Annotated in this window: 11 protein-coding genes; 3 read left to right on the top strand and 8 right to left on the bottom strand. The window is 72.9% G+C overall.

The genetic code is table 11. The features are described from left to right. The first annotated feature begins 7 nt into the window (after positions 1-7). From frc to ACPXCS_RS00310, 3 genes are all read left to right on the top strand, one after another. The gene (gene frc, locus ACPXCS_RS00320) at positions 8-1,249 is read left to right on the top strand and encodes a formyl-CoA transferase (RefSeq protein ID WP_425945832.1); all 1,242 of its coding nucleotides are present in this window, start codon (positions 8-10) and stop codon (positions 1,247-1,249) included. Between the two features lie 4 nt (positions 1,250-1,253). Further along, a complete protein-coding gene (locus tag ACPXCS_RS00315) occupies positions 1,254-3,398 on the top strand; it encodes an acetate--CoA ligase family protein (RefSeq protein WP_425945831.1) in 2,145 nt (714 codons plus the stop codon). A 122-nt stretch (positions 3,399-3,520) separates the two neighbouring features. Next, complete coding sequence (locus tag ACPXCS_RS00310) at positions 3,521-4,909, top strand: OFA family MFS transporter (protein WP_425945830.1); 1,389 nt, start codon at positions 3,521-3,523, stop codon at positions 4,907-4,909. A gap of 212 nt (positions 4,910-5,121) precedes the next feature. On the opposite strand, the gene ACPXCS_RS00305 is transcribed toward ACPXCS_RS00310, so the two are convergent. From ACPXCS_RS00305 to ACPXCS_RS00270, 8 genes are all read right to left on the bottom strand, one after another. After that, a complete protein-coding gene (locus ACPXCS_RS00305) occupies positions 5,122-6,171 on the bottom strand; it encodes a sugar phosphate isomerase/epimerase family protein (protein ID WP_425945829.1) in 1,050 nt (349 codons plus the stop codon). Positions 6,172-6,252: 81 nt separating this feature from the next. Then, positions 6,253-7,665, bottom strand: a complete 1,413-nt coding sequence (locus ACPXCS_RS00300) for a nucleotide pyrophosphatase/phosphodiesterase family protein (protein WP_425945828.1) — start codon at positions 7,663-7,665, stop codon at positions 6,253-6,255. After that, positions 7,662-8,831, bottom strand: coding sequence for a metabolite traffic protein EboE (gene eboE, locus ACPXCS_RS00295; protein ID WP_425945827.1), 1,170 nt, complete (start codon positions 8,829-8,831; stop codon positions 7,662-7,664). Before eboE ends, ACPXCS_RS00300 begins: the two co-directional genes overlap by 4 nt. Before the next feature lie 3 nt (positions 8,832-8,834). After that, positions 8,835-9,746 (bottom strand): TatD family hydrolase, encoded by a 912-nt coding sequence (locus ACPXCS_RS00290; protein ID WP_425945826.1) that lies wholly within the window; start codon positions 9,744-9,746, stop codon positions 8,835-8,837. Continuing rightward, on the bottom strand, positions 9,746-10,450 hold the full coding sequence (locus ACPXCS_RS00285) for an EboA domain-containing protein (RefSeq protein WP_425945825.1): 705 nt from the start codon (positions 10,448-10,450) through the stop codon (positions 9,746-9,748). Before ACPXCS_RS00285 ends, ACPXCS_RS00290 begins: the two co-directional genes overlap by 1 nt. Next, a complete protein-coding gene (locus tag ACPXCS_RS00280) occupies positions 10,447-11,418 on the bottom strand; it encodes a sugar phosphate isomerase/epimerase family protein (protein ID WP_425945824.1) in 972 nt (323 codons plus the stop codon). The genes ACPXCS_RS00285 and ACPXCS_RS00280 overlap by 4 nt, the downstream gene beginning before the upstream one ends. Next, complete coding sequence (locus tag ACPXCS_RS00275) at positions 11,415-12,461, bottom strand: SCO3242 family prenyltransferase (protein ID WP_425946107.1); 1,047 nt, start codon at positions 12,459-12,461, stop codon at positions 11,415-11,417. The genes ACPXCS_RS00280 and ACPXCS_RS00275 overlap by 4 nt, the downstream gene beginning before the upstream one ends. A 248-nt stretch (positions 12,462-12,709) precedes the next feature. After that, positions 12,710-13,912 carry an inositol-3-phosphate synthase gene (locus ACPXCS_RS00270; protein WP_425945823.1) on the bottom strand — a complete coding sequence of 401 codons (1,203 nt, stop codon included), beginning with the start codon at positions 13,910-13,912 and terminating at the stop codon, positions 12,710-12,712. Positions 13,913-13,953: the final 41 nt, after the last annotated feature.

Here is a 13,953-nt window from a genome sequence, read left to right as displayed (position 1 = left end):
GCTTGGCATGACCCAGACCTCGACCAGGGCTCTCGACGGCATCCGCGTCCTGGACATGACCCACGTCCAGTCCGGGCCCTCGGCGACCCAGCTGCTCGCCTGGCTCGGCGCGGACGTCGTCAAGCTGGAGGCACCGACCGGTGACATCACGCGCAAGCAGTTGCGTGATCTGCCGGACGTCGACTCCCTCTACTTCACGATGCTCAACTGCAACAAGCGGAGCATCACCCTCAACACCAAGACCGAACGCGGCAAGGACATCCTGACCGAACTGATCCGGCGTTCCGACGTGATGGTCGAGAACTTCGGGCCGGGCGCGGTCGACCGCATGGGCTTCACCTGGGACCGCATCCAGGAGATCAATCCGCGTATCGTCTATGCCTCCATCAAGGGGTTCGGCGAGGGCCCGTACACCAACTTCAAGGCGTACGAGGTCGTCGCGCAGGCCATGGGCGGGTCGATGTCGACCACCGGCTTCGAGGACGGGCCGCCGCTGGCGACGGGGGCCCAGATCGGGGACTCGGGGACGGGTGTGCACGCCGTGGCGGGCATCCTCGCCGCGCTCTACCAACGGGAGCGCACCGGTCGCGGGCAGCGGGTCAACGTGGCCATGCAGCACGCCGTACTGAACCTGTGCCGGGTGAAGCTGCGGGACCAGCAGCGTCTGGCACACGGGCCGCTCGCTGAATATCCCAACGAGGACTTCGGCGACGAGGTTCCCCGGTCCGGCAACGCCTCCGGCGGCGGCCAGCCCGGCTGGGCGGTCAAGTGTGCGCCGGGCGGGCCGAACGACTACGTGTACGTCATCGTGCAGCCCGTCGGCTGGCGTCCGCTCAGCGAGCTCATCGGCCGGCCCGAGCTGGCCGACGACCCCGAGTGGGCGACGCCCGAGGCGCGGCTGCCCAAGCTCAGCAAGATGTTCCAGCTGATCGAGGAGTGGTCCTCGACCCTGCCCAAGTGGGAGGTGCTGGAGCGGCTCAACGCGCACAACATCCCGTGCGGGCCGATCCTGTCCACGCGGGAGATCATCGAGGACCGGTCGCTGGTCGCCAACGAGATGGTCGTCACCGTGCCCCACCCGGAGCGGGGCGAGTTCGTGACGGTCGGCAGCCCGCTCAAGCTGTCCGACTCACCCGTCGAGGTGACCACTTCCCCCCTGCTCGGCGAGCACAACGAAGAGGTCTACGTCGGCGAACTCGGCCTCGGTGACGAGGAAGTGCGCCTGCTCAAGTCGAACGGGGTGATCTGACGTGATGGCCGAGGACCGCCTGGCGCGGGTGCGCTCCCTGTTCGACTCCGTGCGGGCCGAGGGCCGGACCGCGCTGACCGCGCCCGAGGGCAAGGTGCTCGCCGACGCGTACGGCATCGCCGTACCGGGCGAGGAACTGGCGACCGACGTCGACGAGGCCGTCGCGTTCGCCGCGCGCTTCGGCGGACCGGTCGTGATGAAGATCGTCTCGCCGGACATCCTGCACAAGACCGACGCGGGCGGGGTGATCGTCGGCGTCGAGGGCGCAGCCGACGTGCGGGCCGCGTTCCACACCATCGTCGACAACGCGCGCGCCTACGACCCGAAGGCCCGCATCTCGGGCGTGCAGGTGCAGGAACTGCTGCCGCAGGGGCAGGAGGTCATCGTCGGAGCGGTCACGGACCCGACGTTCGGCAAGGTGGTCGCGTTCGGGCTCGGCGGGGTGCTCGTCGAGGTCCTCAAGGACGTCACCTTCCGGCTCGCGCCGGTGGACGCCGACGAGGCGCTGTCGATGCTGGACTCGATCCGCTCGGCGGAGATCCTGCGCGGGGTGCGCGGCCGGCCGGGAGTGGACCGGTGGGCCGTCGCGGAGCAGATCCGGCGGGTCTCCGAACTCGTCGCCGACTTCCCCGAGATCGCGGAGGTCGACCTCAACCCGGTGATCGCCACCGCGCAGGGGGCGGTGGCGGCCGACATCCGGGTGATCCTCGCCGAGTCGCAGCCCCCGCCGCGCCGGACGTACTCGAGGGAGGAGATCCTCGCCTCGATGCGCCGCCTGATGCAGCCCACCGCGGTCGCCGTCATCGGCGCCTCCAACGAGCAGGGCAAGATCGGCAACTCCGTGATGCGCAACCTCGTCGACGGAGGTTTCGCGGGCGACATCCACCCGGTGAACCCCAAGGCCGACGACATTCTGGGCCGCAAGGCGTACAAGAGTGTCACCGACGTTCCCGGTGAGGTGGATGTGGCGGTCTTCGCGATCCCCGCCAAGTTCGTGGCCGCGGCGCTGGAAGAGGTGGGACGCAAGAAGATCCCGAACGCCGTGCTCATCCCCTCGGGGTTCGCGGAGACCGGCGAGCACGAACTCCAGGCGGAGATCGTGGCCATCGCCGAGCGGTACGGGGTACGGCTGCTGGGGCCGAACATCTACGGCTACTACTCGACCTGGCAGGACCTGTGCGCCACCTTCTGCACGCCGTACGACGTCAAGGGCGGGGTGGCGCTGACCTCGCAGTCGGGCGGCATCGGGATGGCCATCCTGGGCTTCGCGCGCACCACCAAGACGGGTGTGTCCGCGATCGTCGGGCTCGGCAACAAGTCGGACCTGGACGAGGACGACCTGCTGACCTGGTTCGGCGAGGACCCGCACACCGAGTGCATCGCGATGCACCTGGAGGACCTGAAGGACGGCCGCGCCTTCGTGGCGGCCGCACGGGCGACCGTGCCGAAGAAGCCGGTGGTCGTGCTCAAGGCGGGCCGGACCGCGGCCGGTGCCAGGGCGGCCGGTTCGCACACCGGCGCCCTGGCCGGTGACGACGCGGTCTACGACGACATCCTCCGGCAGGCCGGTGTCATCCGGGCGCCCGGGCTGAACGACATGCTGGAGTACGCGCGCGCGTTGCCCGTGCTGCCCGCTCCCCGGGGCGACAACGTCGTGATCATCACGGGCGCCGGCGGCAGCGGTGTGCTGCTCTCGGACGCCGTGACGGACAACGGCCTGTCCCTGATGGAGATCCCGCCGGACCTGGACGAGGCGTTCCGCACGTTCATCCCGCCCTTCGGGGCGGCGGGCAACCCGGTGGACATCACCGGGGGCGAGCCGCCGTCGACGTACGAGGCGACGATCCGGCTGGGGCTGGAGGACCCGCGCATCCACGCGCTGGTCCTGGGCTACTGGCACACGATCGTCACTCCCCCGATGGTCTTCGCCGAGCTCACCGCGCGCGTGGTGGCCGAGTTCCGCGAGCGCGGGATCGAGAAGCCCGTGGTGGCGTCGCTGGCGGGCGACGTGGAGGTCGAGGAGGCCTGCCAGTACCTCTTCGAGCGTGGGGTCGTGGCGTACCCGTACACGACCGAGAAGCCGGTGGCCGTGCTCGGCGCGAAGTACCGCTGGGCGCGGGAGGCGGGGCTGCTGGGGGGCGGTACATGAGGTGAGGCAGCGGGGGGCCGGCCGACGGTGCGCGTCGGCCGGCCCCGGGACCCGCACGCGCACGAAAGGCATGGGACAGGGGGCGCTGGCCAGATCTTTCGACGCAAGGGGTGCGACACGACATGACAACGACCGATCTGCCCACCACGGTTCCCTACCGGGAGGTCACCGACGCGAACGGTCGCGTCTACCGCCTCGGTGAGACCGACATCGACATCATGGGCCGCAAACGCAAGTGGATGGTGATCCTGCCCTGGATCGGCATGATGGGCATCTCCTCCGCCGAGTACGCGTTCGCGTCCGCCGAGGAGACCCTGCACACGGCGCACAGCTGGAACAGCATGCACATCTTCTGGATGATGACCGTCTGGGTCTTCTTCCAGGCCGCGGTGGCCTTCCCCGCGGGAAAACTGCGTGAGAGCGGAAGGCTTCCGGCCCGCTGGGCGATGATGTGCGGCGCGGTGGGGACCCTCATGGGCTACCTTTCCCTGGCCTTCGCGCCGCACGTCGTCTTCGCCTACATCGGCTTCAGCATGTTCAGCGGCATGGGCGCGGGCATGGTGTACGCCACCTGCGTCAACATGGTCGGCAAGTGGTATCCGGAGCGCAAGGGCGGCAAGACCGGCTTCGTCAACGGCGGTTTCGCCTACGGCTCGGTGCCCTTCGTGTTCCTCTTCAACGGCTACATGGACCTCACCAACTTCCGCTGGGTGCTGGTCTCGGTGGGCGTGTTCCTGGCCGGGATCGTGGCCTGCTCCGGCTACTTCTTCAAGGACCCGCCGAAGAACTGGTGGCCCGCCGACATCGACCCGCTCAACCCGCCGAAGGACCCGCGCGCGGCCCGCTCGCTGCGCATGAACCCGCCGGCGGTGCGCCAGTACTCCCCCAGGGAGGCGTGGAAGACCGGCCGGGTGGCCCTGATGTGGTTCTGCCTGGCGTGCACGTCCGGCGTGAACATCTTCGGCATCGCCTTCCAGGTGGAGATCGGCGAGGAGGCCGGATTCGCGGGCGGGATCGTCGCCACGGCCATGTCCCTGAAGGCCATCGTCAACGGCACCGGCCGCGGCGTCATCGGCTGGCTCTCCGACCTCTACGGCCGCAAGCGGTGCCTGCTCGTCGTGTGCGTCATCCTGGGCCTGTCGCAGTACGGCATCCTCTGGTCGGCGAACGCCGAGAACCTCCCGCTGTTCCTGGTCTTCTCCTCCGTCTCCGGCTTCGGCGGCGGCGCCATCTTCCCGATGTTCGCCGCGCTCACGGCCGACTACTTCGGTGAGAACAACAACGCGTCCAACTACGGCATGGTCTACAGCGCCAAGCTCGTCTCCGGTCTGGGCGCCGGCATGGGTGCCGTGGTCGTCGGGGCCTGGGGGCACTCCGGAGCCTTCGTCCTGGCCGGCTCCATCTCCCTCTTCGCCGGCTGCGTGGCCGTGTTCCTGACACCGCCGGGGCGCGACAAGCAGCCGCGCCGCATCTCCCCGAACCCGCAACCGCTCGGCGAGGACACGACCTGACATGACACCGCTGCCGCCCGCCGCAGTGTCCGTGCCGGCGCCGCCGCGCACCGTCCCCACCCGCCGCACGACCGACCCGCACGGCCGCGTCCACCGCCCAGGTGGGACCGGCGGGCCCGATCCCGGCCGGACCCGGCCCGTGGGCTGAGCCCGCCCCACGTGAGGAGGCCCCTCCCCGGCCGGGGAGGGGCCTCCTCATGCCGTCGCCGCTGTCAGCACTTCTCCCGCAGCGAGTGCAGGTGCGCGCTGGAGCGGCGGGCGAAGGTGAAGGACTCGGCCGGGTTGTCGTGCTCGGCCTGCCAGTGGTGGGCCAGGCGGTGACCGCGCAGCCGGGTCACGGCGGAGATGAACCGCTGGTAGTCGATGTCGCCGTCGCCGACGTCGGTCATGCGGTAGCCGTACGGGTCCTGCGGGGCGCTCTCGCCGTCCTTGACGTGGAACAGCGGGAAGCGGTCGGGCTGCCGCAGGACGTAGTCGAGCGGCTCGAACGGCGCGGCCGTGCCGTCGGGCCGCTTGGAGAAGCGGAACTGGCCGACGTACGCCCAGTAGATGTCCATCTCCAGGTACACCAGGTCCGGGTCGGTCTCCTTGAGCAGGATGTCGTAGAGGCGGACCTTGGGGTTGTCGGTGGCGAAGGAGAACTCCTCGGAGTGGTTGTGCTGGTAGAACTTCATGCCCCGGGCCTTCGCCGCGGCGCCGTAGGTGTTGAAGTCCTCGGCGGCGCGCTTGAAGGCGTCGACGGTCGAGCCGTAGCGGAACGGGCCGGAGGCCGTGCCGATGTGCTTGAGGCCGAGGGCCTGGGCGTCGTCGAGGACCTTGGTGAGGTTCTGCGCGAAGGTGTAGGCGTTCGGGTCGCTGGAGTAGTAGCCGACGTGGCTGCCGATCGGGTTCAGGCCGTGGCTGCGCGCCAGCCGCTTGAGCTGGGCGAGCGTGATGGGTCCCGCCGAGCCCTGGGTGTAGCCGGCGAACTCGACCTCGTCGTAGCCGTACCGCTCCAGTTCGGCGAAGACGGGGCCGAAGCCGAGGGTGGAGACCTTGTCGCGCAGGCTGTACAGCTGGATGCCGAGGCGGCCGGGCGGCAGGACCGGCCGGCCGCGGCCCTTGGCGCCGGCGGCGGTGCCGGTGGTGGCCGCGGGGGCGGCGGTCGCGGGGGCCGCGGCGCCGAGCAGGGCGGCGGCGGTGGCACCGGCGGCCACGCCGAGCATGCCTCGTCTGCTGAGGCGGTGGCTCAGCTCCGGGTCGGGCTGGGAGAAGCGGCTCATGCGGGGAACTCCTCGTGATCGCGGGGCGTTGTCAGTGGTGAGTGCTTCACTGGTGACCGGTCGGGACTGAGGGCTACGGCCTCAGCCGAGACCGGCGAGTCGGAGCAGCAGTGACTTCACATCGGTGGCCGCGACGCGGTCGCCGACAGCGCGGGGGGTGGAGCAGATGAGGAGCGGACCGTCGTCGTCGCTCTGCGGAAGGCGGCCGTGGCTGCCGCGAATAGGTGAGGGATCCAGGGGCACCACCGCCATGCGGTAGCGCATGCCGAGTTTCTTGCGCGCCAGCGCGGTGGCCGCCTTGACCTTGACGTAGGGGTCGAGGGGATCCATGAACAGCTCGACCGGGTCGTAGCCGGGTTTGCGGTGGATCTCGACGAGCTGCGCGAAGTCGGGTGCGCGGGCGTCGTCGAGCCAGTAGTAGTACGTGAACCAGGCGTCCGGCTCCGCCACGGCGACGAGTTCGCCGGCGCGCGGATGGTCGAGATGGTGGGTCTTCTTGCCTTCGTCGTCCAGGAGTTGCTCGATGCCGGGCAGACCGTCCAGGGCCGCGCGGGTGGCGTCGAGGTCCTCGGGGCGGCGCACGTAGACATGGGCGATCTGGTGGTCGGCGACCGCGAAGGCCCGTGAGGCCATCGGGTCCAGGTACTCCATGCCGTCCTGCGTGTGCACTTCCAGCAGGCCCGCGCGGCGCAGGGCGCGGTTGATGTCGACCGGCCGGTTCACCCGGGTGATGCCGTACTCGGACAGCGCGACGACCGTGCGTCCCTCGGCCCGGGCCTCGTCCAGGAGCGGGACCAGGGCCGTGTCGAGGTCGGCGGCAGCCTTCAGGGAACGCGGGTCGTCCGGGCCGAACCGCTGCAGGTCGTAGTCGAGATGGGGGAGGTAGGACAGCGCCAGGTCGGGGTGGCGGGTGCGGATGACGTGGCGGGTCGCGTCGATGATCCACCGGCTGGAGACGAGGTCCGCCCCGGGGCCCCAGAAGTGGAACAGGGGGAAGACGCCGAGTTCCTCGGTGAGTTCGTCGTGGAGGGCGGGTGGCCGCGTGTAGCAGTCGGGCTCCTTGCGGCCGTCGGCGTAGTAGACGGGGCGGGGGGTGACGGTGATGTCGGTGTCGGCGCCCATGGCGTACCACCAGCAGATGTTGGCGACGGTGTAGCCGGGGTGGGCGCGGCGGGCGGCGTCCCAGAGCTTGTCGCCGGCCACGAGCCCGTTGTGCTGGCGCCACAGCAGGACGTCGCCGAGTTCGCGGAAGTACCAGCCGTTGCCGACGATGCCGTGCTCCGAGGGCATGGTGCCGGTGAGGAACGTCGACTGGGCGGCGCAGGTGACGGCGGGCAGGACGGTGCCGAGCGGGGCCATGGAGCCGGACCGGCCGAGGGCCTTGAGGTGGGGCATGTGATCGAGGAGACGGGGGGTGAGGCCGACGACGTCGAGGACGAGGAGCGGGGTGGGCCGGTCGGCGCCGGCCGGGGCCGGCTGCTCGGGGGTGCTCATGGCAGCTCCTTCAGGCCGAGGTCCGTCAGCAGGTCGCGGGCGAGGGTGAGTTCGGCGGCGATGCCGTCGGCGAGCTGGCTGCGGCCCTTGGGGCGCAGCTCGGGCGGGAGGGCCTGCCAGGTGTAGGTCTCGACCTCCAGGTGGCGGGTGAGCGGGGCCGGGCCGCCGACGAGCCGGGTCAGTGCGGCCTTCAGGACCGGGAGGGTGGAGGTGAGGGGCGCGGCGGGGGCCGCGTGCAGGGGGACGTGGAAGTGGGAGCGCCAGGGTGAGGCGTCCGGCAGGGCGTGTCCGGCGAGGGCCTCGTCGAGGTCGTCGGTGGCGCGCAGCCCGGCGGCGGTGGCCGTGCGGGTCTGGTGCAGGAAGCGGGGTTCGGCGAAGGCGGCGAGTGCCTCGCGGACCTCGGGCAGATGGGGGTGTTCGGCGTGCAGGGCGGCGGAGAGCTGGGACTTGACGACGGGGACGCGGGCTTCGGCGAGGGCGTCCAGGGCGGTGTGCGGGTCCTCGAAGGAGGTGGCGAGGTGGCAGGTGTCCACACAGATGCCGATGCGGTCGCGGCCGATCGCGGTGAGCGGGGCGATGGCGTCGCGGGTGGTCTCGACGACGCAGCCGGGTTCCGGCTCCAGTCCGACGCGCAGGGAGCGGCCGGTGAGGTCCTCGATGGCGTCGAGGCGTTCGGCGAGGGTGCGCAGCGCCGTCGTGGCGGCTTCGGCGCGCCGGTCGTCGTAGGCGGTGCGCCAGGCCAGGGGCAGGGTGGAGATGGTGCCGTCGGTGACGTCGTCGGGGAGCAGCCCGGCGAGGACGCGCGCCAGGGCGGTGGTGTGGTCGAGGCGTTCCGGATCGGCCCAGTCGGGTTTGTAGACGCGGTATTTGACCTCTTCGGCTCCGAAGCCCTCATAGGGGAAGCCGTTGAGGGTGACGACCTCCAGGCCGCGCCGGTCGAGTTCGGTGCGCAGGCCCCGCAGCGCCGACGGGTCGGTGACGAGGGCGTGGGCGGCGTCCCTGGCGAGCCACAGCCCGATGCCGAGCCGGTCGCGGCCGAGGCGGCGGCGGACGGGTTCGCAGTGGTCGCGGAGCTGGGCGAGGACGCCGTCGAGGGTCTCGGCGGGGTGGACGTTGGTGCAGTAGGCGAGGTGGACGGTGGTGCCGTCCGGGTGGCGGAAGCGCATGGCTCACGCCCCCGCGGCGGGGACGCCGGCGGTGTCCCCGGGCCCGGGGACCGGCTCGTGCGGGTCCTTCGGGGCGCCGCGCAGGATGGAGTTGCCCTCGTGGGTGGCCTCGGTGCCGGTGACGTCGAGGTTCAGCCGGCCGCTGAGTCCGTAGAAGGCGACGGGGTTGCGCCACAGCACCTGGTCGACGGTGTCCTCGTCGAAGCCCTCGGCGAGCATCAGGTCGGCGACCTTGCGGGTCTTGAGGGGGTCGCTCCTGCCCCAGTCGGCGGCGGAGTTGACCAGGACCTGCTCGGGGCCGTAGGCGCGCAGGATCGCGACCATCCGCTCCTCGTCCATCTTGGTGTCCGGGTAGACGGAGAAGCCCAGCCAGCAGCCGCTGTCCTTGGCCTCCTTGACGGTGGTCTCGTTGAGGTGGTCGACCAGGACGCGTTCGGCGGGCAGGGCGGACTCCCGGACGACGTCGAGGGTGCGGCGCAGCCCGGCGAGCTTGTCGCGGTGCGGGGTGTGCACCAGGGCGGGCAGGCCGTGGTCGGCGGCGAGCTGCAGCTGCGCGGCGAGGGCGGTGTCCTCGGCGGGGGTCATCGAGTCGTAGCCGATCTCGCCGACGGCGACGACGTTGTCCTTGACGAGATAGCGGGGCAGTTCGTCGAGGACGGGCACGCAGCGCGGGTCGTTCGCCTCCTTGGGGTTGAGGGCGATCGTGCAGTGGTGGGCGATGCCGTACTGGGCGGCGCGGAAGGGCTCCCAGCCGAGCAGGGCGTCGAAGTAGTCGCGGAAGGAGGCGGGCGAGGTGCGGGGCTGCCCGAGCCAGAAGGCGGGCTCCACGACGGCGCGGACGCCGGCGGCGTACATGGCCTCGTAGTCGTCGGTGGTCCGGGAGGTCATGTGGATGTGGGGGTCGAAGATGCGCATCAGGACTCCTTGCCGTGGGGGTGGTCCGGGCCCGGGGCGGCGGTCGCGGACTCGGTCAGGTCCAGGACGCGGTACAGGTCCTCGGGGACGGGCCGGCCGGCGGCCGTGCGTTCGGCGGCGTAGTCGCCCAGCATCCGGGCGAGTTCGCCGTCGCCGCGGGCCCGCCGGGGCAGCTCCGCCACCTGCTCGACGGACACGCCGGTGAACAGGCACTTCAGCACGGCGTGCCGCCAGGCGTGGGCATCCAGGTGCCGGGCGGCGTACGGGCCGACGGCGGCGGCGAGAAGCCGGGTGTCGTTGGTGCGCAGGGCGTCCTCGACGAGCGGCAGGGCGGCGGGCCCGGGCACGAGGTGGGGCAGGGCGTGCAGGACGGCGCGGCGCTCGTCGGCGGTGCCCTGGAAGTACACGCGGGTCAGGGCCTCGGTGCCGGCCCGGGCCGCGTGCAGGATGAGGACGCGTGCGGTGTCGGCGTGCGCGGGCCCGCAGCGGCGGCCGGCCTCGGCGAGACGCAGCTCCCAGGCGGAGATGGGCCCGTGGATGCCGGGATGGGCGGCGGCCTCGTCCAGGGCGCGCTCCAGCCAGGTACGGGCGGGCTCGTCGAGTTCGGCGGTCAGGCGGTGGCGGAGCTCGGCGAGTGGGGGCAGGGGGGCGGGGGGAGCGGTGTTCTCGGTTCTCGCCGTGGGTGTGGCGCGGTGGTGGGTCATGGGGTGCTGCTCCCTTCAGGGGTGGTGGAGGGAGCGCCGTGGGGTGGCGCGGCCTGCTGGAGGGCCGGAGCGGGGGACGGCGGCGCGGTGGCCGCGGCGCGCTCGGCGTGGCGGAGGAAGGGCAGGGAGTGGGCGGCGAAGTGCGGGCCCGCGTGGGAGTGGCGGGGCAGTTCGACGACGGTCAGGCCCTGGTAGCCGGTGGCGGCGAGGGCCGCCAGGACCGGCGGGAAGTCGATCTCCCCGTCCCCGAAGGGCAGGTGCTCGTGGACGCCGCGCCGCATGTCCTCGATCTGGACGTGCCGCAGCCAGGGTCCGGCCTCCCGCACGCAGTCGGCCGGCGGGCGGGGTTCGAGGCACTGGCAGTGGCCGATGTCGAGGGTCAGGCCGAGCGGCTCGGGGTCGCCGAGGGCGCGGCGCAGGTGGTGGAAGTCGGCGAGGGTGGCGAGGAGGTGGCCGGGTTCGGGTTCGACGGCGAGCGGGATGCCGGCGTCGGCGGCGGCGTCCAGGACGGGGGTGAGGGTCTCGGTGAGGCGTTTCCAGGCGGTGCCGGAGTCGGTGCCCTCCGGGACGATGCCGCTGAAGCAGTGCACCGCGTGGGCGCCGAGGTCGGCGGCGACGCGCACGGCCCGGACGAGGAGGTCGACGCGGCGGGCCCGGTCGTCGGGGTCCGGGTCGAGCAGGGACGGGCCGTGCTTGCGCCGCGGGTCGAGCACATAGCGGGCGCCGGTCTCCACGGTGACGCCCAGGCCCAGCGCGTCCAGCCGGTGCGCGACACGGCGGGTGCGGTCGGCGAGGTCGGGGGCGAGCGGGTCGAGGTGCATGTGGTCGAGGGTCAGGCCGACGCCGTCGTAGCCGAGGTCGGCGAGGAGGCGGAGCGCGTCGTCGAGACGCAGGTCGGTGAGACCGTTGGTGCCGTAGCCGAAACGGAGGGCGGGGAGGGCGCCGAGGGCAGGACTCCGTGAGCTCACGTGACGCTCACCTTCTTCGCGAACTTGGCTCCCATGGGGGCGAGGGCGGCGATGAGGAGCGCTCCGGCCGTGCCCCGGGCGCGCGCGGTGAGAGCGGCCTGGAGGGGAATCGTGGCGCGTATGCCTGCGCCGACGGCGCGTTGGGTGAGCGGAGGTGAGGGATTCAGGGCGGCGTGGACGTACGGGCGGGCGGCGGTCGCGGCGTAGGCGGCCGCGCAAGCGCCGGTGAGCAGGGTCGACGCGGACGGACGCCCGGAGGGATCCCGGACGGATCGAGGGCCCGACGCCCCGAGCGTGTCCGCCGGCGGTCGGCCGGGCGCCGGCCTCGCGGATCGGTGCGTCACCAGACGGGTCAGCAGGGCGGTCGTCGCGAGGGCCGCCAGTGGGGCCAGGGGTGCGCCGCCCTGGGCCTCGTGGCGGGAGACCGTCGTCACGGCGACGGTGTGGGTGCCGAGGAGGGCGGCGGAGGGCAGGGCCGGGCCGGGGCGGCCGGTGGTGGCCGCGGCTCCCAGGAGCAGGTCCAGGCCCCGGGCGGCCCCCATGGCCAGAGGGCCGGCCGGGGTGTGCTTCAGGCCGAGGTCGTATGCCCAGACGGTGACCGCCAGGGGTGCGGCCACGGCCAGGGCCGGTCGTCCGGCGCGGGCGGCCAGGGCGAGTCCTGCCCCGGTGAGCGCGCAGGCCGCCGTGAGTGCGGCGGCGGGGCGGATGCGGCCGGACGGCAGGGGGCGGTGCGGGCGTTCGACGGCGTCGATGTTCCGGTCCGCCCAGTCGTTGAGGGCCATGCCGGCCTCGTAGAGGCAGAGGGAGGAACCGATGGCCAGCAGGGTGCGGGCGCCGGGCCGCGCCCCGGCCGCGGCCGCGCCGGCCAGGGCGTCGCCGGGGACGCTGAACAGGGCCGGCAGCCGCAGGAGTTCGGCCCACGCGCGCCGCGTGCGCGAGCGGCGGCCGGTGCCCACGCGGGCCGAGCCGCTGCCCAGGCCGAGAGCCGCGCCCGTGCCCGCGCCAAGGGCGATGCCGGTGCCCGCGCCCACGCCAAGGGCCATACCGGTGCCCGCGCCGAGAGCCGTGTCCGTGCCCACCCTCACGCCCGGAGTCCTGCCCGTGCCCGCACCGAGGCCCGTGTCGCTTGCCGTGCGGTCGCCGTCGGCCACGGACGCCCCGGCGGTGCGCCCGTCCGCCGGCCCGCCCGCCGCCGACGACGAGGACGGGCAGGAGGCCTTGTGGTGCGCGCCGCCCTCACCGCCGGCCGTGGGCGGGCCGGCGGTGCACGCGCACGGGTTCTCGCGCAGGGTCACAGTGCTTCTCCCGATGTGCCGGACCGCTCCCCCGTGCCGGACCGCTCCCCCGGCCCTGTCCCGTCGCCCGCTGCCCCGGCCCGCCCCAGCCCCCGCCCGAACCGGACCAGTTCCTCGTACTGCTCGGACAGGCCCGCGGGTCCCCGTCCCACCGGGTCCTTGAAGTAGAACCCGAGGGCGTCGAGCGGGCCGGACAAGCCCGTCTCGTGGGCGCGGGCGGTCAGCCGGGCGAGGTCGAGCACCAGGGGGGCCGCCAGTGCCGAGTCGCAGCCCTGCCAGATGGTCTGCAGGACCATGCGGGTGCCGAGGAAACCGTCGAAGGCGATGTGGTCCCAGGCGGTCTTCCAGTCGCCGAGGGCGGGCACGTCGTCGATGTGCACCTCGCCCTCGGGGACGCCGCCGAGGGTGTCGGCGAGGACGCGTTCCTTGCCGGCGTTCTTCGCGGCGGCCGCGGCCGGGTCGGCCAGGGCGGCGCCGTCTCCGCCGCCGAGCAGGTTCGTGCCGGACCAGGCCCGGACCCGCAGGGCGCGCTGCGCGAACATCGGGCCCAGCACGGCCCGCAGCAGGGTCTGCCCGGTCTTGCCGTCCCGGCCGGCGAAGGGCAGGCCGCTCCCTTCGGCCTCGCGGGCGGCTACGGGGTGGTGCATGCCCTCGGAGGGGGTGAAGTTGACGTAGGGGCAGCCCGCGCGCAGGGCGGCCAGGGCGTACAGGGTGCTGGCCGGGAGCGGGGCGCCGGGGCCCTGGGAGGCGGGTTCGGTGGAGGCGACGTTCACCACCACGGTCCGCTCCAGTGCGTGGCGGCGGGTGAAGTCGCGGATGTCGTGGGTGAAGGCCGCGATCAGGTCGGCCTCGCTGCGGGTGTCGCCGGGCGTGGGGCCGCCGGGGCGGATCTCCCGGTCGGCGGCGCCGAGTTCGGCGCCGACGGCGGTGGCCACGCCGGGGGGCAGGACGCCGCCGGCGGTCAGGGTCTCGGCGCGCTTGGGCAGCGGGCAGTCGAGGGTGTCGTGGCCGCCGAAGACGAGGTCGGACAGGGCCGGCAGGCCGCTGTCGGAGAACGCGGGGGTCTCGGTCACCATGCCGGTGGGCGGGTGCAGTCCCGCGGTGACGGCGGCGCACCCCGTGACGACGGTGGTGGCGACGGAGCCTCGGGCTCCGATCAGCCACACCCCCACACGCGGTCGGGAGAGGGACGCGGACATGGGCAGCCTCCTGGTCGTGCGCGAACCCGGGGGGAGGGGGG

This window comes from Streptomyces sp. DT190, from assembly GCF_049846985.1.
Lineage (GTDB): Bacteria > Actinomycetota > Actinomycetes > Streptomycetales > Streptomycetaceae > Streptomyces.
The sequence above is the reverse complement of the archived record's forward strand: the minus strand, read 5'-3'. Positions and strand labels throughout refer to the sequence as shown.